Source organism: Pseudomonas sp. WS 5503, assembly GCF_012985385.1.
In the GTDB taxonomy this organism is placed as follows: Bacteria; Pseudomonadota; Gammaproteobacteria; order Pseudomonadales; family Pseudomonadaceae; genus Aquipseudomonas; species Aquipseudomonas paracarnis.
Genome location: NZ_JAAQWI010000002.1, coordinates 157,153 through 182,683 on the forward strand (window position 1 = coordinate 157,153; position 25,531 = coordinate 182,683).

At 60.9% G+C, this 25,531-nt stretch carries 23 protein-coding genes; 12 read left to right on the forward strand and 11 right to left on the reverse strand.

Annotation, left to right across the window (positions count from 1 at the left end; translation table 11 throughout):
* Nucleotides 1-55: 55 nt before the first annotated feature.
* From HBO10_RS06450 to yccS, 5 genes are all read left to right on the forward strand, one after another.
* Complete coding sequence (locus HBO10_RS06450) at nt 56-946, forward strand: alpha/beta hydrolase (protein ID WP_034128899.1); 891 nt, start codon at nt 56-58, stop codon at nt 944-946.
* Between the two features lie 36 nt (nt 947-982).
* The gene (gene mdtD, locus HBO10_RS06455; protein WP_034128900.1) at nt 983-2,410 is read left to right on the forward strand and encodes a multidrug transporter subunit MdtD; all 1,428 of its coding nucleotides are present in this window, start codon (nt 983-985) and stop codon (nt 2,408-2,410) included.
* A 197-nt stretch (nt 2,411-2,607) separates the two neighbouring features.
* Nucleotides 2,608-3,945 (forward strand): ATP-dependent RNA helicase DbpA, encoded by a 1,338-nt coding sequence (dbpA, locus tag HBO10_RS06460; RefSeq protein WP_229999345.1) that lies wholly within the window; start codon nt 2,608-2,610, stop codon nt 3,943-3,945.
* Between the two features lie 145 nt (nt 3,946-4,090).
* Nucleotides 4,091-5,269 carry an NAD(P)/FAD-dependent oxidoreductase gene (locus tag HBO10_RS06465; protein WP_034129071.1) on the forward strand — a complete coding sequence of 393 codons (1,179 nt, stop codon included), beginning with the start codon at nt 4,091-4,093 and terminating at the stop codon, nt 5,267-5,269.
* Between the two features lie 207 nt (nt 5,270-5,476).
* On the forward strand, nt 5,477-7,660 hold the full coding sequence (yccS, locus tag HBO10_RS06470; protein WP_034128901.1) for a YccS family putative transporter: 2,184 nt from the start codon (nt 5,477-5,479) through the stop codon (nt 7,658-7,660).
* Nucleotides 7,661-7,766: 106 nt separating this feature from the next.
* Here yccS and HBO10_RS06475 read toward each other — a convergent pair whose 3' ends face one another.
* Nucleotides 7,767-8,504 (reverse strand): transporter substrate-binding domain-containing protein, encoded by a 738-nt coding sequence (locus tag HBO10_RS06475; protein ID WP_034128902.1) that lies wholly within the window; start codon nt 8,502-8,504, stop codon nt 7,767-7,769.
* Between the two features lie 197 nt (nt 8,505-8,701).
* Here HBO10_RS06475 and HBO10_RS06480 point away from each other — a divergent pair, with 197 nt between their 5' ends.
* On the forward strand, nt 8,702-9,154 hold the full coding sequence (locus HBO10_RS06480; protein WP_034128903.1) for a GNAT family N-acetyltransferase: 453 nt from the start codon (nt 8,702-8,704) through the stop codon (nt 9,152-9,154).
* Nucleotides 9,155-9,242: 88 nt separating this feature from the next.
* Here the strand turns inward: HBO10_RS06480 and HBO10_RS06485 are convergent, their stop codons facing one another.
* From HBO10_RS06485 to HBO10_RS06495, 3 genes are read right to left on the reverse strand one after another with little or no spacing between them, the layout of a single operon-like run.
* A complete protein-coding gene (locus HBO10_RS06485; RefSeq protein WP_014720272.1) occupies nt 9,243-9,539 on the reverse strand; it encodes a winged helix-turn-helix domain-containing protein in 297 nt (98 codons plus the stop codon).
* A 17-nt stretch (nt 9,540-9,556) separates the two neighbouring features.
* A complete protein-coding gene (locus HBO10_RS06490; RefSeq protein WP_034128904.1) occupies nt 9,557-10,057 on the reverse strand; it encodes a M48 family metallopeptidase in 501 nt (166 codons plus the stop codon).
* A gap of 42 nt (nt 10,058-10,099) precedes the next feature.
* A complete protein-coding gene (locus HBO10_RS06495; RefSeq protein ID WP_034128905.1) occupies nt 10,100-12,205 on the reverse strand; it encodes an EAL domain-containing protein in 2,106 nt (701 codons plus the stop codon).
* Nucleotides 12,206-12,517: 312 nt separating this feature from the next.
* On the opposite strand from HBO10_RS06495, the gene HBO10_RS06500 reads away from it, so the two are divergent.
* Nucleotides 12,518-13,183, forward strand: coding sequence for a polysaccharide lyase family 7 protein (locus HBO10_RS06500; protein ID WP_003194947.1), 666 nt, complete (start codon nt 12,518-12,520; stop codon nt 13,181-13,183).
* 313 nt (nt 13,184-13,496) lie between these two features.
* Here the strand turns inward: HBO10_RS06500 and fba are convergent, their stop codons facing one another.
* The 6 genes from fba to tkt all read right to left on the reverse strand — a co-directional run bounded on the left by fba (nt 13,497) and on the right by tkt (nt 19,741).
* On the reverse strand, nt 13,497-14,561 hold the full coding sequence (gene fba, locus HBO10_RS06505; RefSeq protein ID WP_003177554.1) for a class II fructose-bisphosphate aldolase: 1,065 nt from the start codon (nt 14,559-14,561) through the stop codon (nt 13,497-13,499).
* Between the two features lie 124 nt (nt 14,562-14,685).
* On the reverse strand, nt 14,686-15,018 hold the full coding sequence (locus HBO10_RS06510; protein WP_014720277.1) for an MliC family protein: 333 nt from the start codon (nt 15,016-15,018) through the stop codon (nt 14,686-14,688).
* Nucleotides 15,019-15,078: 60 nt separating this feature from the next.
* Complete coding sequence (locus HBO10_RS06515; RefSeq protein WP_003194953.1) at nt 15,079-15,306, reverse strand: hypothetical protein; 228 nt, start codon at nt 15,304-15,306, stop codon at nt 15,079-15,081.
* A gap of 31 nt (nt 15,307-15,337) precedes the next feature.
* On the reverse strand, nt 15,338-16,501 hold the full coding sequence (locus HBO10_RS06520) for a phosphoglycerate kinase (RefSeq protein WP_003194956.1): 1,164 nt from the start codon (nt 16,499-16,501) through the stop codon (nt 15,338-15,340).
* Nucleotides 16,502-16,518: 17 nt separating this feature from the next.
* On the reverse strand, nt 16,519-17,574 hold the full coding sequence (gene epd / locus HBO10_RS06525) for an erythrose-4-phosphate dehydrogenase (RefSeq protein ID WP_003194958.1): 1,056 nt from the start codon (nt 17,572-17,574) through the stop codon (nt 16,519-16,521).
* Between the two features lie 169 nt (nt 17,575-17,743).
* On the reverse strand, nt 17,744-19,741 hold the full coding sequence (gene tkt, locus HBO10_RS06530) for a transketolase (protein WP_034128906.1): 1,998 nt from the start codon (nt 19,739-19,741) through the stop codon (nt 17,744-17,746).
* Nucleotides 19,742-20,000: 259 nt separating this feature from the next.
* Between tkt and HBO10_RS06535 the strand changes: the two genes are divergently transcribed.
* The 5 genes from HBO10_RS06535 (at nt 20,001) to HBO10_RS06555 (ending at nt 24,962) form a co-directional block, all read left to right on the forward strand.
* Nucleotides 20,001-20,996 (forward strand): metalloregulator ArsR/SmtB family transcription factor, encoded by a 996-nt coding sequence (locus HBO10_RS06535; protein WP_003194962.1) that lies wholly within the window; start codon nt 20,001-20,003, stop codon nt 20,994-20,996.
* 19 nt (nt 20,997-21,015) lie between these two features.
* Nucleotides 21,016-22,206, forward strand: a complete 1,191-nt coding sequence (gene metK / locus HBO10_RS06540) for a methionine adenosyltransferase (RefSeq protein WP_003194964.1) — start codon at nt 21,016-21,018, stop codon at nt 22,204-22,206.
* A gap of 212 nt (nt 22,207-22,418) precedes the next feature.
* Complete coding sequence (locus HBO10_RS06545) at nt 22,419-22,769, forward strand: DUF1090 family protein (protein WP_034128907.1); 351 nt, start codon at nt 22,419-22,421, stop codon at nt 22,767-22,769.
* Between the two features lie 95 nt (nt 22,770-22,864).
* Complete coding sequence (ligB, locus tag HBO10_RS06550; RefSeq protein WP_169921955.1) at nt 22,865-24,529, forward strand: NAD-dependent DNA ligase LigB; 1,665 nt, start codon at nt 22,865-22,867, stop codon at nt 24,527-24,529.
* A gap of 37 nt (nt 24,530-24,566) precedes the next feature.
* On the forward strand, nt 24,567-24,962 hold the full coding sequence (locus HBO10_RS06555; protein WP_034129072.1) for a DUF1090 domain-containing protein: 396 nt from the start codon (nt 24,567-24,569) through the stop codon (nt 24,960-24,962).
* Nucleotides 24,963-24,968: 6 nt separating this feature from the next.
* Here the strand turns inward: HBO10_RS06555 and HBO10_RS06560 are convergent, their stop codons facing one another.
* Nucleotides 24,969-25,418: a cytochrome c gene (locus HBO10_RS06560; RefSeq protein ID WP_034128909.1), complete on the reverse strand. Its 450-nt coding sequence runs from the start codon at nt 25,416-25,418 to the stop codon at nt 24,969-24,971.
* Between the last annotated feature and the right edge of the window lie 113 nt (nt 25,419-25,531).

Genomic DNA, 25,531 nt, shown 5'->3' on the forward strand with positions numbered 1-25,531 from the left:
AAAAAACCTCGCTATAACAGCTGGTGGCATACCGCCACACACTGGAAGTACTGCGATGAACCATGGAAGTTTCGTCATTGAGAAGTTGTACAAGCACTACAACGTTCACGTAGAGCAACTGGGTAACGACCCGCATAGAAAAACCGTACTGATGGTCAATGGCGCGTTGTCCACCACACGCTCCTTTGCCCGCACCAGCAAATGCCTGGCCGAGCACTTCAATGTGCTGCTGTTCGACTTGCCATTCTCTGGCTTGTCACGCGAGCACAACACCGAACTCGACCTGGTCACCAAGGACGACGAGGTGCAAATCCTGCGTGCCTTGGTAGCGCGCTTTGCGGTCAACCATCTGGTTTCGGCCTCATGGGGCGGCATCTCCACGCTGTTGACCCTGGCGCACAACCCGCCCTCCATCGAAAGCTCGGTGGTGATGGCCCTGGCGCCCAACCTCAACCAGGCGATGCTGGAATATGTCGAGCGCGTGCGTGTGCTGATCGAGGCCGATGACAAGTCGGCGGTCGGCCATCTGCTCAACGAAACGGTTGGCAAATACCTGTCGCCGCGCCTCAAGCGCAATAACCATCGACACCTGTCGACCATGGCCACCACCGAATACCGCCAGGCGCGCTTTCATATCCATCAGGTGCTGGGCTTGGGCGATGGCAACTACTTGCCGGCACTGCGGCAGATTGAAACACCGGTGCACTTTCTCAACGGCGCGCTGGACGAATACACGCCGGCCGACGAAGCCCAGCTGTTCAAACACTACGTAGGCCGCAGCAGCTTTGCGGTGGCCGAACACACCGGCCATCTGCTGGACCTGGAGTCCCGCGAAGCCGCGCTGGCAGTGCATCGGGCGTTGCTGGATTTCCTGGTGGGCGAGCATGTGACATTGTCAGATATAGACGAACCGCCAGTGGGAAAAGCGGCGACGGATGGCGCATAATCGCCAACACATAGCCTGCTAATTAAAAGGGATCCCATGCCGAATCGTGCCCCTCTCGATGCCAAGACCGCCCGCTGGCTCCCCTGGGTGGTAGCGATTGCCTTCTTCATGCAGTCGCTGGACGGGACGATTCTCAACACCGCGCTACCGGCCATGGCGCAGGACCTCGCGGAAAACCCGCTGCGCATGCAAGGGGTGGTGATCGCCTACATGCTCACCGTTGCCTTGCTGATTCCGGCGTCGGGCTGGATCGCTGACCGCTTTGGCACCAAGAAGATTTTCTTTGGCGCGATCATGCTGTTCAGCATCGGGTCGCTGCTGTGTGCGCTGTCCAGTAGCTTGAGCATGCTGGTGGGCGCACGGGTGATCCAGGGCCTGGGCGGTGCGCTGATGCTGCCGGTCGGGCGACTGGTGGTACTGCGGGCTTATCCACGCTCCGAGCTGGTGCGGATCATGGGCTTCATCACCATTCCCGGCCTGCTCGGCCCCTTGCTTGGCCCGACAATGGGCGGCTGGATGGTGCAATACCTGACCTGGCACTGGATCTTCCTGATCAACCTGCCGGTGGGCATGATCGGTTGCTACGCCGTGTGGAAATTCATCCCCGACCTGCGCGGCAGCGAGCGCACGCGCTTCGACGGCCTGGGCTTTCTGCTGTTCGGTGCGGCGATGGTGCTGATCACCATCGCCATGGAAGGCCTGGGCGAACTGCACCTGCCGCATCTGCGCGTGATATTGCTGCTGTTCGGCGGGTTCGCCTGCCTGGCGGCGTACTGGCTGCGCGCCGGGCATATCGATAACCCGCTGTTCTCGCCGGTGCTGTTCAAGACGCGTACCTTTGCCGTGGGGATTCTGGGCAATCTGTTTGCGCGCCTGGGCAGCGGCGCATTGCCGTTCCTGGTACCGCTGCTGCTGCAGGTGGCGCTGGGCTATTCGCCGTCGGAAGCCGGTATGAGCATGTTGCCACTGGCGGCGGCGGCGATGTTCGCCAAGTCCATCGCACGCCCGCTTATCGAGCGCCTCGGCTACCGCATCGTCCTGACCGGCAACACCCTGGCCCTGGGCCTGATGCTGGCGAGCATGGGCCTGGTCAGCGAACAAACGCCCTACCCGCTGCTGTTGGCCATGCTGGCGGTACTGGGGGCCATCAACTCCCTGCAATTTACCGCCATGAACACTGTCACCCTGATCGACCTCGACGACGCCCAGGCCAGCAGTGGCAACAGCTTGCTGTCGGTAGTGGCGCAATTGTCCCTGAGCCTGGGCGTGGCCTGTGCCGGTGCATTGCTCGGCGGCTTTACCGCCGAAGCCGGCAATGACGGGGTCAATACCGTGCTGGGCGCCTTCCAACTGACCTTCCTCACCGTGGGCCTCATGGCGATGCTGGCGGCGGCGATCTTCCTGCAGCTGTCGCCCAAGGACGGCAAACGGGTGGTCAGCCGCGAGCACGATATCGAGCATTGAAGCAGCTGCAAGCTTCAAGTTGTAAGCCTCAAGCTTGCGGCTTGCAGCTGATAACTTGCCGCGCCCCCCTACTCCTCGTCGAGAACATACAAAGAAACCCAAGGGGGCCTGTTACACTGCGCGACATTTTGTTTTGCAGAGCCAGTCCCGTGACTACCATCGCCACCGCTTTTAATACTTTGCCCCTGTCCGCCGCCATGCTGGCTAACCTCGACTCGCTGGGTTACGTCGAGATGACGCAGATCCAGGCGCAAAGCTTGCCGGTGATCCTCAAAGGGCTGGACCTCATTGCCCAGGCCAAGACCGGCAGCGGCAAGACTGCCGCATTCGGCATCGGCCTGCTGAACCCGATCAACCCGCGCTACTTCGGGTGCCAGGCGCTGGTGATGTGCCCGACCCGCGAACTGGCCGACCAGGTCGCCAAGGAAATCCGTCGCCTGGCCCGTGCCGAAGACAACATCAAGGTGCTGACCCTGTGCGGCGGCGTATCCCTCGGCCCACAGATTGCCTCCCTGGAGCACGGCGCCCACGTCATCGTCGGCACCCCGGGCCGCATCCAGCAGCACCTGCGTAAAGGTTCACTGGTGCTGGACGGCTTGAACACCCTGATCCTCGACGAAGCCGACCGCATGCTCGACATGGGCTTCTACGACGCCATCGAAGACATCATCAGCAAGACCCCACCGCGCCGCCAGACCCTGCTGTTCTCGGCCACTTACCCGGTGAGCATCAAGCAACTGGCCTCCAAGTTCATGCGTGCGCCTCAGCAAGTGAAAGCCGAAGCGTTCCACTCCGACGACCAGATCGAACAACGCTTCTACGAGATCTCCCCGGAAGAGCGCATGGACGCCGTGACCAAGGTGCTGGCGCACTTCCGCCCGGCCTCCTGCGTGGCGTTCTGCTTTACCAAGCAGCAAGTGCAGGAAACCGTCGACCACCTGACCTCCAAAGGCATTTCCGCCGTTGGCCTGCATGGTGACCTGGAACAGCGCGACCGTGACCAGGTACTGGCGATGTTTGCCAACCGCAGCACCTCGGTGCTGGTGGCCACCGACGTAGCCGCCCGCGGCCTGGACATCGACGCACTGGACATGGTGATCAACGTCGAACTGGCCCGCGACTCGGAAATTCACATCCACCGTGTAGGCCGTACCGGCCGTGCCGGTGAGACCGGCATCGCCATCAGCCTGGTAGCGCCGTCCGAAGCCCACCGCGCCCAGGCCATCGAGCAACTGCAGAAGTCGCCGCTGAACTGGGACCAACTGGACAACCTCAAGCCGCAAAGCGGTGGCCCGTTGCTGCCGCAGATGAGCACCCTGTGCATCGCCGCCGGGCGTAAAGATAAGGTTCGCCCAGGCGACATCCTCGGTGCATTGACCGGTGAAGCCGGCATTCCAGGTGCCCAGGTCGGCAAGATCGCTATCTTTGACTTCCAGGCTTTCGTGGCCGTGGAACGCGGCATCGCCAAGCAGGCGTTGCAGCGTTTGAATGACGGCAAGATCAAAGGTCGTTCGCTGCGCGTGCGGATCCTGTAACAACATAGTGACTGCAAGGACCGAATCACTGTGGGAGCTGGCTTGCCTGCGATAGCGACGGTGAATCCACTACCGCCATCGCAGGCAAGCCAGCTCCCACAGTGTTGATTGCATTTCAAATCAATAGTTTTGTGAGGACATGGCTGTGCGCTCGACCGAAGTTGTGATCATTGGCGCCGGCGCCGCAGGCTTGATGTGCGCGCTGACCGCCGCCGGGCGTGGGCGCAAGGTGATGTTGATCGACCACGCCAACAAGGCCGGCAAGAAAATCCTGATGTCCGGTGGCGGCCGCTGCAACTTCACCAACATGTACACCGAGCCGGCCAACTTCCTCTCGCACAACGCGCACTTCTGCAAATCCGCCCTGGCCCGCTATACCCAGTGGGACTTCATCGGGTTGGTGGCCAAGCACGGCGTGCCATACCACGAGAAGAAACTCGGCCAGCTGTTCTGCGACAACAAGTCCAGCGACATCCTCGGCATGCTGCTCGACGAGTGCATCCAGACCGGCGTGAGCCTGCACCTGGACACCTCCATCGAGGCAATCGCCAAGCTCGAAAGCGGCTATCAACTGCAAACCACCCTGGGTGAGCTGCGCTGTGAATCCCTGGTGATCGCCACTGGCGGCTTGTCGATCCCGACGCTGGGCGCCACCGGTTTCGGCTACCAAGTGGCCAGGCAGTTCGGCCATGAACTGCTGCCGACCCGCGCCGGGCTGGTGCCGTTCACCATCACCGACCAGCTCAAGGAGTTGTGCGGCGAGTTGTCCGGCACCTCGGTCGACTGCCTGGTGAGCTGCAACGGCCAGAGCTTTCGCGAGAATATCCTGTTCACCCATCGCGGCCTGAGCGGGCCGGCGATTTTGCAGATTTCCTCGTATTGGCACTCCGGCGACACGGTAGAAATCAACCTGCTGCCCGACCACGACGCCCATGCCTGGCTGCAACAGCAACAGGCCGAACACCCCAACAGCGAATTGAAAACCCTGTTGGGTGAGATCTTCACCAAGAAGATGGCCAACCTGCTGGCCCAAAGCTGGTTCGAATCCAAGCCTATGAAGCAGTACACCCACGCTGAAATTGCCGATATCGCGCAAAAGCTGGGGAGCTGGCAACTGGTACCGGCCGGCACCGAGGGTTATCGCACCGCCGAGGTAACATTGGGCGGGGTGGATACGCGGGAAGTGTCGTCCAAGACCATGGAGTCACTGAAAAGCCCCGGCCTGTACTTTATCGGCGAAGTGCTGGACGTGACCGGCCACCTGGGCGGGTTCAATTTCCAGTGGGCCTGGGCCTCCGGCTACGCGGCCGCGCAATACGCCTGACGTGCACCTTGAGATGCAACCCCCTGTGGGAGCTGGCTTGCCTGCGATAGCGGCAGTGAATCCCACATCGTTATCGCAGGCAAGCCCGCTCCCACATTGGTTTTGCAGTGATACTGAAAATTTTGCTGTCCGATGTGATCGCTACGCTTGCCGTGGCGTCATTACTGGCTCAATTTAGCGACAACGTCCCGGAAGACTCCAGACTTCATGTCATCGACCTCGTTCAAGCAGTCCATGCGGCGCCTGTGGGCGCTGGATAAATTTAGCTACAGCGTACGGGTGTTCATCGCCCTCACCGGCAGCATGGCGTTGTGTTGGTACCAGGATGAAATGACGCTGCTGATCCCGCTCTTCCTGGGGATTATCGCCAGCGCCCTGGCCGAGACCGATGACAGCTGGCAAGGCCGCCTCAACGCGCTGGCGGTGACACTGGTGTGTTTCAGCATTGCCGCGCTGTCGGTGGAGCTGCTGTTCCCTTACCCCTGGATATTTGCCATCGCCCTGGCCCTGGCCAGTTTCGGCCTGACCATGCTCGGCGCACTGGGCGAACGCTATGGCGCGATTGCTTCGGCCACCTTGATTCTGTCGGTCTACACCATGATCGGCGTGGACCAGCGCGGTGGCGCCGTCACGGATTTCTGGCATGAGCCGCTGCTGCTGGTGGCCGGTGCAGCCTGGTACGGTGTGTTGTCCGTGCTGTGGCAGGCGCTGTTTTCCAACCAGCCGGTGCAGCAGAGCCTGGCGCGATTGTTCCGCGAGCTGGGGCGTTACCTCAAGCTCAAGTCATCGTTGTTCGAACCGATCCGGCAGCTGGACGTGGAAGCGCGGCGCCTGGAGTTGGCCCAGCAAAATGGCCGGGTAGTGGCTGCGCTGAATGCCGCGAAGGAAATCATCCTGCACCGCGTCGGCAATGGGCGACCGGGCTCGAAGGTCAGCCGCTACCTGAAACTTTACTTCCTGGCCCAGGACATCCACGAGCGCGCCAGTTCCTCCCACTACCCCTACAACGCCCTCACTGAAGCCTTCTTCCATAGCGATGTGCTGTTTCGCTGCCAGCGCTTGCTGCGCCAGCAAGGCAAGGCCTGCCAGACCCTGGCCGAGTCGATCCAACTGCGCCAACCGTTCATCTATGACGACAGTTTTGCCCAGGCCCTGGGCGACCTCAACGCGTCCCTGGAGCACCTGCGCATCCAGAGCAACCCGGCCTGGCGCGGCCTGCTGCGTTCATTGCGCGCCTTGGCGGCCAACCTGTCCACACTCGACCGCCTGCTGGGCGACGCCAGCAATCCCGATGCCCTGGCGGACGCCACCGACAGTAACCTGTTGGACCGCGCCCCGCGCAACCTCAAGGAAATGTGGACGCGCCTGCGCACCCAACTCACACCCACCTCGCTGCTGTTTCGCCATGCCCTGCGCCTGTCCCTGGCGTTGACCGTCGGCTACGCCACCCTGCACGCTATCCACGCGTCCCAGGGTTACTGGATCATCCTCACCACCCTGTTCGTCTGCCAACCGAGCTACGGCGCCACCCGGCGCAAGCTCGGCCAGCGGATTATCGGCACCGCCATCGGCCTCACCGTGGCCTGGGCGCTGTTCGATCTGTTCCCCAACCCGGTGGTGCAGTCGATGTTCGCTATCGCCGCGGGCCTGGTGTTCTTTATCAACCGCACCACCCGCTACACCCTGGCGACGGCGGCGATCACGCTGATGGTGCTGTTCTGCTTCAACCAGGTGGGTGATGGCTACGGGCTGTTCCTGCCACGCCTGTTCGATACCTTGCTCGGCAGCCTGATCGCTGGCCTGGCGGTATTCCTGTTCCTGCCGGACTGGCAAGGCCGGCGCTTGAACAAAGTGCTGGCCAACACCCTGACCTGCAACAGCATCTACCTGCGCCAGATCATGCAGCAATACGCCGCCGGCAAGAGCGACGACCTGGCTTACCGCCTGGCCCGCCGCAACGCGCACAACGCCGACGCCGCGTTGTCCACCACCCTGGCCAATATGCTGATGGAGCCGGGGCACTTTCGTAAGGAAGCCGACGTGGGTTTTCGGTTCCTGGTGCTGTCTCACACCTTGCTCAGCTATTTGTCGGGGTTGGGTGCGCACCGCGATACTCAGTTACCGGCCGACGTGCGCGAGCACTTGATCGAAGGCGCGGGCAACAGCCTGGCGGCGAGTATCGATGAGATTGCTACGGGCCTGGCCAACAAACAGTCGATTGCGATCCAGAGTGATGCCGAGGAGGGGTTGGCAGCCGAGCTGGAGCAAATGCCCGATGAGATCGATGAGGCGCAGCGGTTGGTGCAGACGCAGTTGGCGTTGATCTGCCGGCAGTTGGGGCCGTTGCGTACGTTGGCGGCGCATCTGATCAAGGATACCGGTGCGGCTTAGACCGCTATCGCAGGCAAGCCAGTTCCCACATTTGACCGAGTTCCAACATAAGAATGCGGGCAAAATGTGGGAGCCCGGCTTGCCCGCGATGAGGCCCGCAAGCACGCTACATCCCATGCGCCTTCATCAAGCGCGCATAACTGCCATCAGCCTTCATCCTGGCAATCTCCCGATCAAAGCTGGCGACAATCTGCGCGTGCTCGGGGTTCTTCAAACTGACCAGAATGTGCAGGCTGTTCTCGCTCAACGGCTTGCCCACAAACGCCACCGCATTGCGCACCCGCGGCGACTCCCGAGCCAGGTAATAACGCGCTACGTATTCGTCCTCCAGCGTCAACCGCACACGCCGCGCAGCGAGCATGCGCACCGCCATGGCGAAGTTGTGCACGGGTACTTTCTGTAGCTGGGAGTCTTGATCGAACGCCGCCGAGTAAGCGTAACCGCGTACCACGGCGATGGTCTCATCGTGCAGTCGGGCCAGGCTGTGATAAACAATGTCATCGTCGCTGCGCTTGAGAAAGCGCACACGATTAAGCAGGTACTCAGCAGAAAACTGGCCAAACTGCGTGCGGGCCTCGTCGTACCAGGCGTTGATCAGCACATCGTAGCGCCCATCGCCCACGCCCTTGAGCGCACGGGCCCAGGGCACCTGCTCAAAGTCACTGGCGTACCCCGCACGGGCCAGGGCCGTGCTGACGATATCCGTGGCCAAACCGCCATTGATCAAGGTGGCATCGGTGAAGGGCGGCCAGCCATCCGCCACCAGACGCAGACGTTGTGCCAGCACCGGCTGGGCCAGCAGCAGCACTGCGATCAAAGCAACGGCACGAGTCAATCTCGGCATGCTCAAAGTCCTTGGCGGGCAGGCGGTGGCCTGATAACAGTAGCTCATCAATGAGCCTGCATTGCAGATTACACAAAGCAACCAGCAGCGCACGCACTCAATGATGGCAAATTGACGCCATTCACACATTTGCCAATTTTAGACAGCAGCGCCCGCCGCGCTTACTATCCAGGCACGTCTTTACAAGAGCACACATCATGACGGTTGATTGGATTTGCAAACATCACGACGACTTGGGCAAGGACCAGCTGTATGCCGTCCTGCGCTTGCGCAGCGAGGTATTCGTCGTCGAGCAGAAATGCGCGTATCAGGACATCGACGGGCAGGACCTGGCGGGTGACACCCATCACCTGATGGCCTGGCAAGATAATGAGCTATTGGCTTACCTGCGCCTGCTGGACCCGGAGTCCCAGGGCGGCGATGTGGTGATTGGTCGCGTCATCGTTTCGCCAGCGGCACGGGGCACCGGGCTGGGGCATCACATGATGGAGGAGGCGCTTGAGCGCATTGAGGATATCTGGCCGCAAACGCCGATTTTTCTCTCGGCCCAGGCGCATTTGCAGGGGTATTACGGACGATATGGGTTTGTGGTGGCGGGTGAGGAATACCTGGAAGATGATATTCCACATATTGGTATGCGGCGCGTCTGAGGGCGCCATCGCAGGCAAGCCAGCTCCCACATTGGACTGTGGGAGCCGGGCTTGCCCGCGATAGCGTCAGTCCTGCCAAAGCCGACCTTCAGGGATAGCCCAACACCTGCTTGATCGACGCCAGATTAGCCTCGATCCACCCCCGATCAATCGCCCCCCAGTCCCGAATCCGATAGCGCCCGGCATGGTGACGCGCACCGTCCTCCTGCTCGAACTCACACACAATATCCAGGTCGGCCAACGCCGCAATGGTGTCCTGGGCGGTACGCCGAGGCATACCGGTGGCCTCGGTCAGCGCCGGGACGCTGCTGGCCAGTTGGCTGTCGATCAAGTACGCCACGTACAGGCGGCGGTAGAAGCTGCTTTTGGTCTTGCTCACATCCATGGTCAGTCGCCTTGGGGTTAGGGCTTGCCCTGCAAATCGCGCCAGGTGAGGTACACACGCAGGTCGAATTCCACCTGATGGTAGCCCGGCATCATGTATTGGCAGAGTTTATAGAACGCCTTGTTGTGGTCCGATTCCTTGAAGTGCGCCAGCTCGTGCACCACGATCATGCGCAGAAACTCCGGGGCCGCCTCCTTGAACAGCGAAGCGATGCGGATCTCTTTCTTGGACTTGAGATTACCGCCCTGCACCCGAGAAATCGTGGTGTGCAAACCCAAGGCACGATGGGTCAGGTCCAGGCGGTTGTCGAACAGCACTTTGTCGATAGACGGCGCGTTGCGCAGGTGCTCCTGCTTCAAGGCCAGGGCGTAGGCGTACAGGGCCTTGTCGCTCTGCACCGCATGGCGTTCGGGGTAACGCTGGTCCAGGTAAGCCCCTAACTGGTCCTTGGCGATCAGTTGGCGCACTTGCTCCTGGAGCGCGGCGGGGTATGCCTGGAGGTATTTCAACGCGGTCATGGGCTCTGCAACGCAATTGGGACGGGCGCCAGTGTAGCGAATTCAAAGCGCGCGAGGGTACGACCAGCCGGCAACGTCCTCGGCCATCAACGGTAGCGCCGCCCACGGCCCCTGGATATGGGCGCAGCCATTGGCCTTGAGCCACTGTGTTTGTTCAAGAGTCTCCACGCCTTCGGCGATCACCAGTACACCAAAATGCTCACACAGTTGGATGATGCTGCGCGCCATCGCCCCATCCCGCGCCGAGCCAGGCAGGCGCGCCACTAATTGAGGGTCAAGCTTGAGGGTATCGAATGCCAGGTCGCGCAAATGGGCCAGGGAGCACTGGCCGCAGCCAAAGTCGTCCAGGGCAATCCGCACCCCGATCCGGCGCAGTAACTGGAGTTGCTTGGTAGACTCGGCAAGATTACTCATCAAGCAGTCCTCGCCGATTTCCACCTCCAGTTGCCGCCCCTGTAATCCATGCCGCTCCAGCATCTGCTGCAGTTGGTTGGCCAGGTTGGGCATGTTGAACTGGCTGCTGCTCAGGCTCACGCTCAACACCAGTTCGGGGTCGAAGGTGGCTTGCCAGGCCTGGCGCTGGGCAGCGACTTGCTGGTAGATCCAGGCACTCAACTGGTTGATCAACCGCGCCTCTTCCAGCAGCGGCAAGAACAGGCCCGGCGGCACATCGCCGACGCTGGGATGCTGCCAGCGCAACAGCGCTTCGACGCCGCGCAAACGCCCGTCTTCCAGGCAAACCTGAGGCTGGTACACCAAGGTGAAGTCCTTGTTGGCAATGGCGGTACGCACACTGTCTTCCAGCATCAACCGCGAGCGGGCGCGGCCGTTCATTTCCTGGTCGTAGTAACGATACTGCTGACGGCCGGCGCGCTTGGCTTCGTACATGGCAATGTCCGCGGCCCGTAGCAGGCCGCTCAAGTCCGAGCCGCAATCCGGGAACGTCGCGATGCCAATACTGACCCCAAGCATCACCTCCAGACCATCGACCTGCTGGCACACCGATACCCGCTCGATGAGCTTTTCCGCGATCTTCGCGGCCTGCTCGGGAAACTCCAGCTCCAGCAACGCGGTGAATTCATCCCCGCCCATGCGCCCGAGAATGTCGTAGGAACGCAGGCATGCTTGCATCTGCTCCGAAACCCAACGCAGCACGCGATCCCCGGCGTCATGGCCCAGCGTATCGTTGACCCGCTTGAAACCATCCAGGTCCAGGTACAGCAATACCAGCGCCTGCTCGCTACGTTCGCTGCGCAGCAGCGTATTCTCCATCGCCTGATGGAAACCGCGCCGGTTCAGCAGCCCGGTCAGCGGGTCGGTCACGGCCTGGAATTCCAGTTGCTGATGCAGGTGACGTACTTCAGACATGTCCAGCACCGTCACCACCATTGCCTTCTGCTCCGCAGGCAAAGGCGCGCAGGACAACGCTACCGGCACCTGCTGGCCCCGACCGGTGCGCAAAATGGCATCGTGTTGGCGCCACGTCTCACCCCGGCGATACGCCTCGTACATGGGAAAGCCCAACCAGGCTGGCACATGGGGCTTTTGCAGGAAACTGAGGAAACTTTCGCCCTGCAACTCAGCCATCGTTGCATTCAACAGCCGGGAAATGGCCGGGTTGGCATACTCGATCACACTGTTTTCGCTCACCACCAGAATGCCCTCGGCGGCGTTATCCAGCACCGAGGCATTAAAAGCGCGGGCCAATTCCAGGTCATGGCTCAGGCGCTGCAAGGCACGGCGATTGCGCTGATGCTCGAGCAACGCCTGCACCTTGGGCTTGAGGATGTGCGGGTCAAAGGGCTTGAACAGGTAGTCGATCGCACCGCTGGCGTAGCCTTCCAGCACCGCGTCGGGCGAATGGGCGGTGGCCGTCAGAAAGATAATCGGCGTCATGCGTGTACGCTGGCTGCCACGCATCAGGCGCGCCACCTCGAAACCGTCCATGCCCGGCATGCGCACGTCCAGCAGCACCAGGTCGACCTCGTGGGCCAGCAGTAACTCCAAGGCTTCCAGGCCAGACGCGGCGGTTATCACCCGCCAGTCGTCACGCTGCAACAGCGCACGCATGCTGACGAGGTTTTCCGGGTAGTCATCGACCACCAACAGAACCGAAATTGCATCGTCGTGTTGTGGAGCGCCATCCATGCTACGTCTCTTCCTTAGGGAGCTGCACCGGTCACTTTTGCTACCAAGGCCGGATAAACACTGAGGGCTCACTCTAGCCGCGCGGCCAAAAAAGCAGAAGTGACGTGGGTGCCCTCATTGTGCCAAAGGCCAGGAAGCCGACTAACGGTAAGGCCCTGTAGCCCGCGGTTCACGGGCGACATGGCTTTTTGACATTTAGCTGACGCCAATAAATTGCCAGCAATTGTTTAACAATCTCACCAGCACGGCCTATAAAGAACCTGGAAGGCCCTTTGGGCCAATGCCTACACCCTCTGTAAAAAGGCCAACACCATGATCGACCTTTCCACCTGGAACCTGAGCATTCCGGTCGGCTCCCCACCCACGACCATTGAAACGCCGAGGCTGCTGAGCGGCTTCAACGATCAATACTTCCAGGCCGAAGGCAGCGACGTGCAGTTCTGGACACCTGTGACGGGCTCGCGCACCGAAAACGCCATCTACCCACGCAGCGAACTGCGCGAAACCTACGCCGACGGCCGCCTGCGTAACTGGACCTACCCCGAGGCCGACAACTTCCTGCGCGCCACCCTCACCGTCAACCAGGTGCCCTCCTCCGGCAAGATCGTGATCGGCCAGATCCATGCCTACGACAGCCAGAAACCGCTGATCAAGCTGGAGTACCAATTCAAGGAGAAAACCCAGACCGGCAACATCGTCGCCAAAGTGCGCATGCGCCCGGACGAGGCCGAAAGCCAGGTGATCATCGTCGCCTCCAATGTGCCACTGCAGAAGAGCTTCACCTACGTGATCAACCTCAACAAAGCCGGGCTGCTGAGCGTGTATGCCGCTGACAGTGAGTGGAATGAACGGATTGGCGCGGCATGGGGCGACAAGCCGTTGTACTTCAAGGCGGGGGTGTATGTGCAGGACAATACGGGCGACACCAATGAGGGTGCGCGGGTGACGTTTGCGAAATTGGATATTGATCACGAGTGAATCGTCCCGTGAGACACAGGATTTTTCCCCAGATAAACCCAAAGTCTTAAACACACCGTTGCACCCTGTGGGAGCCGGGCTTGCCCGCGATGGCGGCGTATCAGCCAATATCCTCGGCGCCTGACACACTGCCATCGCGGGCAAGCCCGGCTCCCACATTGACCGTGCGTCGGCTCAAGGTTCGGTGTGGGTGCTACAGTACCGTTGCGACAAGCCAAAGAACGCCGTGGTTTCGGCGCTTCATCTGCAAGTTGATTAAATGGTGTCCATAAAAAAGCCCGCATCGCTGCGGGCTTTTATTAACACTTGAGGCTTAGTTCACCTTAGCGTTCAACTCACCTTTCAAATACCGCTGGTACATCGCTTCCAACGAGATCGGCTTGATCTTCGAAGCATTACCCGCAGTACCAAAGGCTTCATAACGCGCAATACACACATCACGCATCGCCGTCACAGTGGCGCCGAAGAATTTACGTGGGTCGAACTCGCTCGGGTTGGTGGCCATCAGGCGACGCATCGCACCGGTGGATGCCAGGCGCAGGTCGGTGTCGATGTTGACCTTGCGCACGCCGTACTTGATGCCTTCGACGATTTCTTCAACCGGTACGCCGTAGGTTTCTTTGATGTCGCCGCCGTACTGGTTGATGATCGCCAGCCACTCTTGCGGTACCGAGGAAGAACCGTGCATCACCAGGTGGGTGTTGGGGATGCGCTTGTGGATTTCCTTGATGCGGTCGATGGCAAGCACGTCGCCGGTAGGTGGCTTGGTGAACTTGTAGGCGCCGTGGCTGGTGCCGATGGCGATGGCCAGGGCGTCGACCTGGGTCTTCTTGACGAAATCGGCGGCTTCTTCCGGGTCGGTCAGCATCTGGCTGTGATCCAGCACGCCTTCGGCGCCGATGCCGTCTTCTTCGCCGGCCATGCCGGTTTCAAGCGAACCCAGGCAGCCCAGCTCGCCTTCAACCGAAACGCCGCAGGCGTGCGCCATGGCCACGGTTTGTTGGGTCACGCGTACGTTGTACTCGTAGTCGGTTGGAGTCTTGCCGTCTTCGCCGAGGGAGCCGTCCATCATCACCGAGCTGAAGCCCAGCTGGATCGAGCGCTGGCACACGTCAGGGCTGGTGCCGTGGTCCTGGTGCATGCACACCGGGATGTGCGGGAATTCTTCGATGGCGGCGAGGATCAGGTGACGCAGGAACGGGGCGCCAGCGTATTTGCGCGCACCGGCCGAAGCCTGGACGATCACAGGGGAGTCGGTCTTGTCAGCGGCTTCCATGATGGCGCGCATCTGCTCAAGGTTGTTGACGTTAAAGGCTGGGACGCCGTAGCCGAACTCGGCTGCGTGGTCCAGCATTTGACGCATGCTGATAAGTGCCATTGTGTTGTCTCTCCCGGTCGAGGGTCGTTAATCGTGCAAGCCTGCCGTAGCGGCGGCTGCTATTCAAGTTATTGCAGATCAAGGGGTTGAGCCTTGTGCTGCTGAATCGTTATTGCTGTTGGGTTCAGTTGGCTTTGCAGCCGCGCCCAATCAAATCATCCGTCGCTACCCAGTAAACCAGGCCTTCCTCACCTTTGGTGTGAAACGCCAACTGGCCGTCGCTGTACAGCACGCCCGAAGCGGCTACCTCTTGCTTGAGCCGATAAACCTGGTCCGAACCGCCGAGGCGTACATCCACTTCGGAACGGGCCTGGTTGGCAAAGCGCCAGTTGACCTCGGCCTTGCTGTCGCAGGTCCAGGTGGTCCATTTGTCGGCTGGCTCTGCCTTGTTGAACAGGTTCATGCTGCTGCAGCCGGCCAACAGGGCCAGAGCTGCCAGGGCGAAAACGCCTTTCATTGCCAATCCTCGCAGGGCGACCTGGGGCCACCGTTGCTATCGGTTAGTGGATCAGACCCGTCATGGGCAACCCTGTTCCTGACCGTTGGGCGCGGAGTCGTATTTCTCCAGCCGTTCGTTGCCGATGCGCTTGTTGATCACCGGCATGGTCTCGGCTTGCCAGTCAGCCTGGTAACAGCTTTTTCTCAACGGTGCCTTGGCGTTATCCGCCTCCGGCGCCGCGCTGGGTGTGCTGCCGCAGCCGGCCAACAGGCCCGCTGCGATCACCAGTGCCAACGACTTGATCATGGGAACGCTCCTTTTCCTGATCACGCGAGCCTTAACCTTTGGCTCGGGTTTCCAGCACTTCCACAGCGGGCAACACCTTGCCCTCGACGAACTCGAGGAAAGCGCCGCCACCGGTAGAAATGTAGGAGATCTGATCAGCCACACCATATTTATCGATAGCCGCCAGGGTATCGCCACCGCCAGCGATGGAGAACGCCGAGCTTTCAGCGATCGCTTTAGCCAGTACTTTGGTGCCGTTGCCGAATTGGTCGAACTCGAACACGCCCACCGGGCCATTCCACAGGATAGTCTGGGATGCCTTGAGCAGCTCGGCGAAGTTGGCTGCCGTTTGCGGGCCGATGTCCAGGATCATGTCGTCGTCGGCCACGTCAGCGATAAGCTTGACGGTGGCGGCGGCGCTTTCAGCGAATTCCTTGGCAACCACCACGTCCACTGGCAACGGCACGCTGACCTTGGCGGCGATGGCGCGGGCGGTGTCGAGCAGGTCTGGCTCGTACAGGGACTTGCCCACCGGGTGGCCGGCAGCGGCCAGGAAGGTATTGGCAATGCCGCCGCCGACGATCAGTTGGTTGCAGATCTGGCTCAGGCTGTTGAGCACGTCCAGCTTGGTGGATACCTTGGAGCCGGCAACAATGGCCGCCATCGGTTGGGCCGGAGCGCCCAGGGCCTTGCCCAGCGCATCCAGCTCGGCAGCCAGCAACGGGCCCGCCGCGGCGACCTTGGCGAACTTGGCCACGCCGTGGGTCGAACCTTCGGCGCGGTGGGCGGTGCCGAACGCGTCCATCACAAACACGTCACACAGGGCGGCGTATTGCTGGGCCAGTTCGTCGCTGTTCTTTTTCTCGCCCTTGTTGAAGCGCACGTTTTCGAACAGCACGATATCGCCGGCTTTCACGTCCACGCCGCCCAGGTAGTCTGCGACCAATGGCACGTCACGGCCCAGGGCCTTGCTCAGGTACTCGGCGACCGGCTTGAGGCTGTTTTCGGCAGAGAACTCACCTTCGGTCGGGCGACCCAGGTGGGAGCAGACCATCACGGCCGCGCCTTTTTCCAGGGCCAGCTTGATGGTCGGCAGCGAGGCCAGGATTCGCGCATCGCTGGTGACAACACCGTCCTTGACGGGGACGTTGAGGTCTTCGCGGATCAGTACGCGCTTACCTTGCAGATCGAGGTCGGTCATCTTCAACACGGTCATGGGTCGCAGTTCCTGAATTACTGTTGAGGTTGTTTAGAAGCGATGTGCAGATAGTGTTCGGCAACATCCAGCATGCGGTTGGCAAAGCCCCATTCGTTGTCGAACCAGGCCAGGATGTTCACCAGCCTGGGGCCGGAAACGCGGGTCTGGCTGGCATCGACAATCGCCGAATGCGGGTCATGGTTGAAATCGCAACTGGCGTGGGGCAACTCGGTGTAGGCCAGCAGACCTTTGAGCGGGCCGCTGGTGGCGGCGTCGCGCAGGATTCGGTTGACCTCGGCGGCATCAGTGTCACTGACGGTTTGCATGGTGATATCCAGGCAAGACACATTCACCGTCGGCACCCGTACGGCTTTGGCCTGGATTCGCCCGGCAAGTTCCGGCAGCAGTCGCTCGATGCCACGCGCCAGGCCGGTGGACACCGGAATCACTGACTGGAACGCCGAACGCGTGCGCCGCAGGTCTTCGTGGTGATAGGCGTCGATGACCGGCTGGTCGTTCATCGCCGAGTGAATCGTGGTGATCGACACGTAATCCAGGCCGATCGCCTGGTCCAGCAGGCGCAGCAACGGCACGCTGCAGTTGGTGGTACACGACGCGTTGGACACCAGCAGCTCATCGCCGGTCAGGCAGTCCTGGTTGATGCCGTAGACGATGGTGGCGTCGACATCCGCCTCGCTGGCCATCGGCTGGGAAAACAGCACACGCGGGGCGCCGGCGTCGAGAAAACGCTGGCCATCGGCACGGGTGTGATAGACACCGGAGCATTCCAGCACCAGGTCGACGCCCAGTGCTTTCCAGTCGATGCCTTCGGGGGTGGCACTGCGCAACACTTGTACGCAGTTGCCATTGATATGCAGACAATCGCCTTCAACCCGCACTTCGCCAGGGAAGCGGCCGTGGGTGGAGTCAAAGCGTGTCAGGTATTCGATGCTGGCCATGTCGGCCAAATCATTGATCGCGACAATTTCAAACCCGGCCGCCGCCCCTCGCTCGAACAGAGCACGCAAGACGCAACGACCAATGCGGCCGTAGCCGTTGAGTGCAACTTTGTAGGGACGCGGTTGGGGCATGGGGTTCTCGCATTGTGGGCGACACAAACCACTGTAGGAGCGAGCTTGCTCGCGAAGAACCTGAGAGCGCCGCGTTAAACCAGAAACGCTGCGTTATCGTTAACGATCTTCGCGAGCAAGCTCGCTCCTACAGTAGAGGCGGTGACCAGTAGGCCACCGCGTTAGCGCTTTAGTCTTCCAGCAACTCTTCAGCCTGACCCAGGATGTTTTCCAGGGTGAAACCGAACTCTTCGAACAACGCTGGCGCCGGCGCCGACTCACCGTAGGTGGTCATGCCGATCACACGGCCTTCCAGGCCCACGTACTTGTACCAGTAGTCGGCGTGAGCCGCCTCGATGGCGATACGCGCACTGACCTGCAACGGCAACACCGATTGCTTGTAGCCGGCGTCCTGGGCTTCGAACACGCTGGTGCACGGCATGGACACAACGCGAACGTTGCGGCCTTGCTCGGTCAGCTTGTCGTACGCCTGAACGGTCAGGCCCACTTCGGAACCGGTGGAGATCAGGATCAGCTCCGGCTCGCCGATGCAGTCCTTGAGCACATAACCGCCACGGCTGATGTCGGCGATCTGCGCGTCGGTACGCACCTGGTGCTGCAGGTTCTGACGCGAGAAGATCAGCGCCGAAGGGCCATCCTTGCGCTCGATGGCGTGCTTCCAGGCCACGGCGGATTCCACCGCATCGGCTGGGCGCCAGCAATCCAGGTTCGGCGTGGTGCGCAGGCTGGTCAGTTGCTCGACCGGCTGGTGCGTCGGGCCGTCTTCGCCCAGGCCGATGGAGTCGTGGGTGTAGACGTGGATCACGCGCTTCTTCATCAGTGCCGCCATACGTACGGCGTTACGTGCGTATTCCATGAACATCAGGAAGGTCGCGCCGTATGGCACCAGGCCGCCGTGCAGGGACACGCCGTTCATGATGGCGCTCATGCCGAACTCGCGCACGCCGTAGTACATGTAGTTGCCGCTGGCGTCTTCGGCCGAGACCCCTTTGCACCCCTTCCACAGGGTCAGGTTGGAACCGGCCAGGTCAGCAGAACCGCCGAGGAACTCAGGCAGCAACGGGCCAAAAGCGTTCAGGGTGTTCTGGCTGGCTTTACGGCTGGCGATAGTCTCGCCCTTGGCCGCGACTTCAGCGATGTAGGCCGAGGCCTTTTCCGAGAAGTCGGCAGGCAGGTCACCGGCCAGGCGGCGTACCAGCTCGTTGGCCAATTCAGGGAATTCGGCGGAGTACGCAGCGAAACGCTGGTCCCACTCGGATTCAGCCGCCAGGCCTTTTTCCTTGGCATCCCATTCGGCGTAGATGTCGGCCGGGATTTCGAACGGGCCGTGGTTCCACTTCAGCGCTTCGCGGGTCAGGGCGATTTCCGCGTCACCCAGCGGGGCGCCGTGGCAATCTTCTTTACCTTGCTTGTTCGGCGAGCCGAAACCGATGGTGGTCTTGCAGCAGATCAGGGTTGGCTGCGCGCTCTTGCGAGCGGTGTCGATGGCGATCTTGATTTCTTCCGGATCGTGGCCGTCGACGTTGCGGATCACCTGCCAGTTGTAGGCTTCGAAACGCTTTGGCGTGTCGTCGGTGAACCAGCCTTCGACTTCACCGTCGATGGAGATGCCGTTGTCATCGTAGAAGGCAATCAGCTTGCCCAGGCCCAGGGTACCGGCCAGGGAAGCGACTTCGTGGGAGATGCCTTCCATCATGCAGCCATCACCCAGGAATACGTAGGTGTGGTGGTCAACGATGTCGTGGCCGGGGCGGTTGAACTGCGCGCCCAGGACTTTTTCCGCCAGGGCGAAACCAACCGCATTGGCCAAGCCTTGGCCCAGGGGACCGGTGGTGGTCTCGACGCCCGGGGTGTAGCCGAATTCCGGGTGGCCCGGGGTGCGGCTGTGCAGCTGACGGAAGCTCTTGAGGTCGTCGATGGTGACATCGTAGCCGGTCAGGTGCAGCAGCGAATAAATCAGCATCGAGCCGTGGCCGTTGGACAGCACGAAGCGGTCACGGTCGGCGAACGACGGGTTGCTCGGGTTGTGTTTCAGGTAGTCACGCCAAAGTACCTCGGCGATATCCGCCATGCCCATCGGGGCACCGGGATGGCCGCTGTTGGCTTTTTGCACGGCATCCATGCTGAGGGCACGAATGGCGTTGGCACGCTCACGACGGCTGGGCATCGCTGATCTCCTGGAGTTTGCTGAAAAGAAACGGAAAAAAGGACCGGCATTTTCCCTCAGCCACCGCCTGCGGGCAATGACAGATAGTCACTTGAGGGCGTTTTTCCTGTGCTTTGGGCATCAATCCCTTGCAGAAACCTTTAACCGGTTCGTCTAAAGGTTATAGCGACAGCTTATAACCGCCACTTATCGATCAATATCAAAACTTTTTGATATTGGCCTTGCGGGGATCTACACCCGTCACTAGACTGCTGGCCTTATGAACCTACCCGTGCCCTCCCTGCGTCCTGACGACGGCGATGAACTGGCTGCCTTGTGCAAGGCCGCTGGCGATCCGTTGCGCTTGAACGTACTGCGCGCACTGGCCAACGATTCTTTCGGGGTACTGGAGCTGGCGCAGATCTTCGCCATCGGCCAGTCCGGCATGAGCCACCATTTGAAGGTGCTGGCCCAGGCCGACCTGGTGGCTACCCGTCGCGAAGGCAATGCGATTTTCTACCGGCGTGCCCTGCCCCATACCGAACTGCTTGGCGGCAAATTGCACGCTGCCCTGCTCGACGAAGTGGATAACTTGTGCCTGCCCGGCGATGTGCAATCGCGCATCGGCCAGGTGCACGGACAACGCGCCGCCGCCAGCCAGGATTTTTTCTCACGGGTGGCCGACAAGTTTCGCGCCCAGCAGGATCTGATCGCCGGCTTGGCCCAGTACCGCGAAAGCGTACTGGCGCTGCTGGACAAGCTGAGCTTCAGTGAAGAGGCCACGGCCTTGGAAGTCGGCCCTGGCGACGGCGGGTTCCTGCCCGAACTGGCGCGTCGCTTCGAGCAGGTCACCGCGCTGGATAACAGCCCGGCGATGCTTGAACTGGCGCGCCAACTCTGTGAGCGCGAAGCCTTGGGCAATGTGCGCCTACAGTTGGCCGACGCCCTGAGTGACACCGGCCTGCGAGCCGATTGCGTGGTGCTGAACATGGTCTTGCACCATTTCGCCGCACCGGCAGAAGCTCTCAAGCAAATGGCCGGGTTGCTGCACCCCGGCGGTAGCCTGCTGGTTACGGATTTATGCAGCCACAACCAGAATTGGGCCAAGGAGGCCTGCGGTGATCTCTGGCTGGGTTTTGAACAGGACGATCTGGCCCGTTGGGCCACCGCTGCGGGACTCGTTCCCGGGGAAAGCCTCTATGTAGGTTTACGTAATGGTTTCCAGATTCAGGTCCGCCATTTTCAGCGACCGGCTGGCGACACTCACCATCGGTAAATATCAGGAAAACATCGAGATGAGCGAATACTCCCTTTTCACCTCCGAGTCCGTGTCTGAAGGGCATCCGGACAAAATCGCCGACCAGATTTCTGACGCGGTGCTGGACGCTATCATCGCTGAAGACAAGTTCGCCCGTGTGGCGTGCGAGACGCTGGTGAAAACGGGCGTGGCGATCATCGCCGGCGAAGTTACCACCACTGCCTGGGTCGACCTGGAGCAGATCGTGCGTGACGTGATCACCGACATTGGCTACAACAGCTCCGACGTCGGCTTTGACGGCGCAACCTGCGGTGTGATGAACATCATCGGCAAGCAGTCCCCGGACATCAACCAGGGCGTTGACCGGGCCAAGCCTGAAGACCAGGGCGCCGGCGACCAGGGCCTGATGTTCGGCTACGCCAGCAACGAAACCGACGTACTGATGCCCGCGCCGATCACCTTCTCGCACCAGCTGGTACAACGCCAGGCCGAGGCGCGTAAATCCGGCGTACTGCCATGGCTGCGCCCTGACGCCAAGTCCCAGGTGACCTGCCGCTACGAAGGCGGCAAAGTCGTGGGCATCGACGCCGTCGTACTGTCGACCCAGCACAACCCGGACGTGTCCTACGCCGACCTGCGTGAAGGCGTGATGGAACTGATCGTCAAGCATGTGTTGCCTGCCGAACTGCTGACCAAGGACACCCAGTTCCACATCAACCCGACCGGCCAGTTCATCATCGGTGGCCCCGTGGGCGACTGCGGCCTGACCGGCCGCAAGATCATCGTCGACAGCTACGGCGGCATGGCCCGTCACGGCGGTGGTGCATTCTCCGGCAAGGACCCTTCCAAGGTTGACCGCTCTGCGGCTTACGCCGGTCGTTATGTGGCCAAGAACATCGTGGCTGCCGGCCTGGCCGAGCGCTGCGAAATCCAGGTTTCCTACGCCATTGGCGTGGCCCAGCCTACGTCGATCTCGCTGAACACCTTCGGCACCGGCAAGATCAGCGATGACAAGATCGTCAAGCTGGTGCGTGAGATCTTCGACCTGCGCCCTTACGCAATCACCACCATGCTCGACCTGCTGCACCCGATGTACCAGGAAACCGCAGCCTACGGCCACTTCGGCCGCACCCCTGCGCAGAAGACTGTAGGTGATGACACCTTCAGCACCTTCACGTGGGAAAAAACCGACCGCGCCAACGACCTGCGTACCGCCGCCGGCCTGTAATCGTTCGCGGTAAATAGAGCCCCGCCAGGTCTGCCCGGCGGGGCTTTTTGTTGCCTGCTGGGCCACTTCGGGCTTTTTTGGATCCAAGGCTTGCAGGCCAAATGATGGCCCACTAGAATCCGCGCCCTCTCGGGCCCTTCACCTTATTTGGATATTGCACTGCGCCCGCCCGGGATGGATAAGCGCGCAGGCAATCGAACATTGAGGTTTTCATGCGCATTTCCACGCTCGCCCCTGCCGCCCTTCTGCTCAGCCTGTTCACCCTGTCGGCCCAGGCCGCTGACCTGAACGCTCTGAGCGGCGCCCTGAGTGCCCAGCTCGGTGGCGGTAATGCCGGCGACTGCCAGCAGCAACCCAAAGACCTGCAAGCCAAGATCGACGCGGCCAATGCCAAGAACGATCTGCTGAAAGTGCGGGTGTATGAGACTGCGTTGGAGCAGGTCAACAAAGCTTGCAACAAACTCGCCGACAGCCAGGCAAAAGTCGACACCAAGCAGCAGAAGCAGCAGGCCAAGGCTGAAAACAATGATGCTGTGAAGGCCTTGGGCGGCCTGTTCAAGTAAACAGAAACACCCGGTAAAAAGCCCCGCTCGGTCGGGGCTTTTTTGTGGGCGCGCGGATCACTTAGGCTGGCCCCCCTTTTCGAGCAAGGATGCTCATGATGCACGTATTACTGGCTGTTCTCATAAGCGCCGCACCAGCCTGGGCCTGGGCCGAAACCTGCCCCGATGACGTTCACTCACAGCTGGAAACCCTGTCCAGGCAAATCCAGCAGTGGGACGACAGCTACCATCGACAGGGCCAAGCCCTGATCAGCGATGAGCTCTACGACCAGGCCCGCAGACGCCTGGCGCATTGGCAAGAATGCACTCGCGAGCAGACACCCAAGCCTGATAACCCGCTGGCCAGTGCGCGCGGTACCTTACCTCACCCGGTCGCACACACTGGCCTACAAAAGCTGCCGAGCGAGCCGGCCGTCAGTGACTGGCTCAGCACTCGACAGGATGTCTGGGTCCAACCCAAGGTCGATGGCGTTGCGGTGACACTGGTGTATCGCCAGGGCCGCTTGCATCAGCTCATCAGTCGGGGCGACGGCCTGCTGGGCCACGATTGGTCAGCCTCCGCCGCCAAGATCCCCGGCATTGTCCAACAGTTGCCCGACGCCGTTGATGTGGTGCTGCAAGGCGAACTCTATTGGCGCCTCAACCACCATGTGCAATCGCTCAAGGGCGGGTTCAATGCGCGCAGCAAAGTGGCTGGCCTGATGAACCGTCGTCAGTTAAGCGATGCCGAGGCTGTCGGGATCGGCCTGTTCGTCTGGGCGTGGCCAGACGGCCCGACGGACTTCACCGAACACCTGACCACCTTGGCGCGCTGGGGCTTCACCGATAGCCAACAGTACAGCCAACCCGTCAGCACCATCAGCGAAGCTGCGCATTGGCGCACGCATTGGTACAACGCGCCATTACCCTTCGCCAGCGACGGCGTGGTGCTGCACCAGGCTGCGCGAGCGCCCGCCGAGCGCTGGCAAGCCAGTGCGCCCTACTGGTCGGTTGCCTGGAAATACCCGGCTATCAAGGCACTGGCCCTGGTGCGCAAGGTCGAGTTCAGGGTGGGACGTACCGGGCGTATTACACCTATCCTCGAATTGGAGCCCGTACGGCTGGATGATCGGCAGATCAGCCGAGTGAGCGTCGGCTCCCTGAAACGCTGGCAAGCCCTGGATATCCGCCCCGGCGATCACGTGTCGATCAGCCTGGCGGGCCAGGTCATACCGCGACTGGACGAGGTGATCCTGCGCAACGAGACACGTGTAGACGTGGAGGTACCCAACGCTCAAGACTTCCACGCCTTGAGCTGCTGGCAACTGGACCCTGGCTGCGAAGACCAACTGCTCGCCCGCCTCACCTGGCTGAGCGGTAAACACGGCCTGGCCTTGCCCCACATGGGGCGCGAAACCTGGAACGTATTGATCCAGGCCGGTCTAATCGCAGGCTTTCTCGATTGGTTGACACTTGATGCGGCCGAGCTTGCTACCATTGAGGGCTTAGGCGAGCGTACCCGTGCGCGGGTGCTCGACAGTATTCAAAGCGCCCGGCAACGCCCTTTTTCACTATGGCTCAAGGCCTTGGGCGTGCCGCCGGCGGCGCGCAACAACCTGGAAGGAGACTGGCAGACGCTGGTCGCCAAAGACACTCAAGCCTGGCTGGCCTCAGATGGCATCGGCCCGGGACGCGCGGCGCAACTCAGCGCTTTTTTTCGCGACCCGCAGGTACAAGCCTTGGCTGAAACATTAAGCGGAGCCGGGATAGATGGGTTTTGATCCCCTCCGCCACCTGATTGCGAACCTGGAGTCTTATATGAAATTTCTCGCCCCCTTTGCCTTGCTGACCTTCGCGAGCTTCATGGCCACGCCGCTGTTGGCCGCCGAAGACGCACAACCCCTCACCGGCTGCGCCGCCAAGCGCCAGGCCATCAGCAGCCAGATCGAACAAGCCAAGGCCCACGGCAACAGCGCGCAACAGGCTGGCCTGGAAAAAGCCCTGGCCGAAGTTACCGCCCACTGCACCGATGCCGGCTTGAAGAAAGAACGTGAAAACAAGGTGCTCGACGCCAAGCACGAAGTCAGCCGCCGTCAGGCCGACCTCGACAAAGCCATGAAAAAAGGCGACCCGGACAAGATCAACAAACGTAAGGAGAAACTGGCCGACTCGCGTAAAGAGCTGCAGGACGCAGTGGAAGAACTCGACCAGTAAAACCGATCAATGATCGCGGAACTGTTTATGGCAGGCGCTGCAGGCATCTTCAACTTTTTGCACCGCAGGTTGAAGGCTACTGGCTTTATAAGGTTGCACCTGGCTGGCGATCACCAATTCACCGGTGGCCGCCTCAAGTTCGCGGGCCAGTTGCTGGAACTGCGCCTGTTTTTGCCACACATCATCTTTGGCACTGGTGTGGTCTTCTTCGCGTACGCTCGGGAAATGTTTCCACGGTTCATGGGACAACGCATCCAGCTTGACCGCACCCTCGGCGAACTTGGCGCCATCAAATGGGATACGTCCGCGCAGCATGCCGCCCAGGTCTTCACCGGTCTTGAGCATCTGCTTGAAGATCGCCTTGCGCTGGCCCAGGGGGGAATTGGGATCAACACCGCCACAGGCAGACAAAGCCAGGCAGGCCAGCAATACAACGGTCAGTTTTTTTAACATCATCATGGCTTCAAGGTCACGGGAAACGGCGGCCAGTATCCTCGCACCGCCCACAAAGACCAATAGCCCTATTAATAATAAGGTTGCCCGGATGCAGTGAAGCGCGGGCAATCGTT

Excerpts from the sequence above, each read along its gene's own strand:
- fba (WP_003177554.1), bottom strand. The coding sequence starts at position 14,561 with ATGGCACTTATCAGCATGCGTCAAATGCTGGACCACGCAGCCGAGTTC.
- HBO10_RS06535 (WP_003194962.1), top strand. The coding sequence starts at position 20,001 with ATGAACCTACCCGTGCCCTCCCTGCGTCCTGACGACGGCGATGAACTG.
- ligB (WP_169921955.1), top strand. The coding sequence starts at position 22,865 with ATGATGCACGTATTACTGGCTGTTCTCATAAGCGCCGCACCAGCCTGG.
- mdtD (WP_034128900.1), top strand. The coding sequence starts at position 983 with ATGCCGAATCGTGCCCCTCTCGATGCCAAGACCGCCCGCTGGCTCCCC.
- epd (WP_003194958.1), bottom strand. The coding sequence starts at position 17,574 with ATGCCCCAACCGCGTCCCTACAAAGTTGCACTCAACGGCTACGGCCGC.
- HBO10_RS06490 (WP_034128904.1), bottom strand. The coding sequence starts at position 10,057 with ATGACCGCGTTGAAATACCTCCAGGCATACCCCGCCGCGCTCCAGGAG.
- HBO10_RS06560 (WP_034128909.1), bottom strand. The coding sequence starts at position 25,418 with ATGATGTTAAAAAAACTGACCGTTGTATTGCTGGCCTGCCTGGCTTTG.
- HBO10_RS06480 (WP_034128903.1), top strand. The coding sequence starts at position 8,702 with ATGACGGTTGATTGGATTTGCAAACATCACGACGACTTGGGCAAGGAC.
- HBO10_RS06485 (WP_014720272.1), bottom strand. The coding sequence starts at position 9,539 with ATGGATGTGAGCAAGACCAAAAGCAGCTTCTACCGCCGCCTGTACGTG.
- HBO10_RS06510 (WP_014720277.1), bottom strand. The coding sequence starts at position 15,018 with ATGAAAGGCGTTTTCGCCCTGGCAGCTCTGGCCCTGTTGGCCGGCTGC.
- HBO10_RS06450 (WP_034128899.1), top strand. The coding sequence starts at position 56 with ATGAACCATGGAAGTTTCGTCATTGAGAAGTTGTACAAGCACTACAAC.
- yccS (WP_034128901.1), top strand. The coding sequence starts at position 5,477 with ATGTCATCGACCTCGTTCAAGCAGTCCATGCGGCGCCTGTGGGCGCTG.
- tkt (WP_034128906.1), bottom strand. The coding sequence starts at position 19,741 with ATGCCCAGCCGTCGTGAGCGTGCCAACGCCATTCGTGCCCTCAGCATG.
- HBO10_RS06555 (WP_034129072.1), top strand. The coding sequence starts at position 24,567 with ATGAAATTTCTCGCCCCCTTTGCCTTGCTGACCTTCGCGAGCTTCATG.
- HBO10_RS06515 (WP_003194953.1), bottom strand. The coding sequence starts at position 15,306 with ATGATCAAGTCGTTGGCACTGGTGATCGCAGCGGGCCTGTTGGCCGGC.
- HBO10_RS06495 (WP_034128905.1), bottom strand. The coding sequence starts at position 12,205 with ATGGATGGCGCTCCACAACACGACGATGCAATTTCGGTTCTGTTGGTG.
- HBO10_RS06545 (WP_034128907.1), top strand. The coding sequence starts at position 22,419 with ATGCGCATTTCCACGCTCGCCCCTGCCGCCCTTCTGCTCAGCCTGTTC.
- metK (WP_003194964.1), top strand. The coding sequence starts at position 21,016 with ATGAGCGAATACTCCCTTTTCACCTCCGAGTCCGTGTCTGAAGGGCAT.
- HBO10_RS06475 (WP_034128902.1), bottom strand. The coding sequence starts at position 8,504 with ATGCCGAGATTGACTCGTGCCGTTGCTTTGATCGCAGTGCTGCTGCTG.
- dbpA (WP_229999345.1), top strand. The coding sequence starts at position 2,608 with ATGCTGGCTAACCTCGACTCGCTGGGTTACGTCGAGATGACGCAGATC.
- HBO10_RS06520 (WP_003194956.1), bottom strand. The coding sequence starts at position 16,501 with ATGACCGTGTTGAAGATGACCGACCTCGATCTGCAAGGTAAGCGCGTA.
- HBO10_RS06500 (WP_003194947.1), top strand. The coding sequence starts at position 12,518 with ATGATCGACCTTTCCACCTGGAACCTGAGCATTCCGGTCGGCTCCCCA.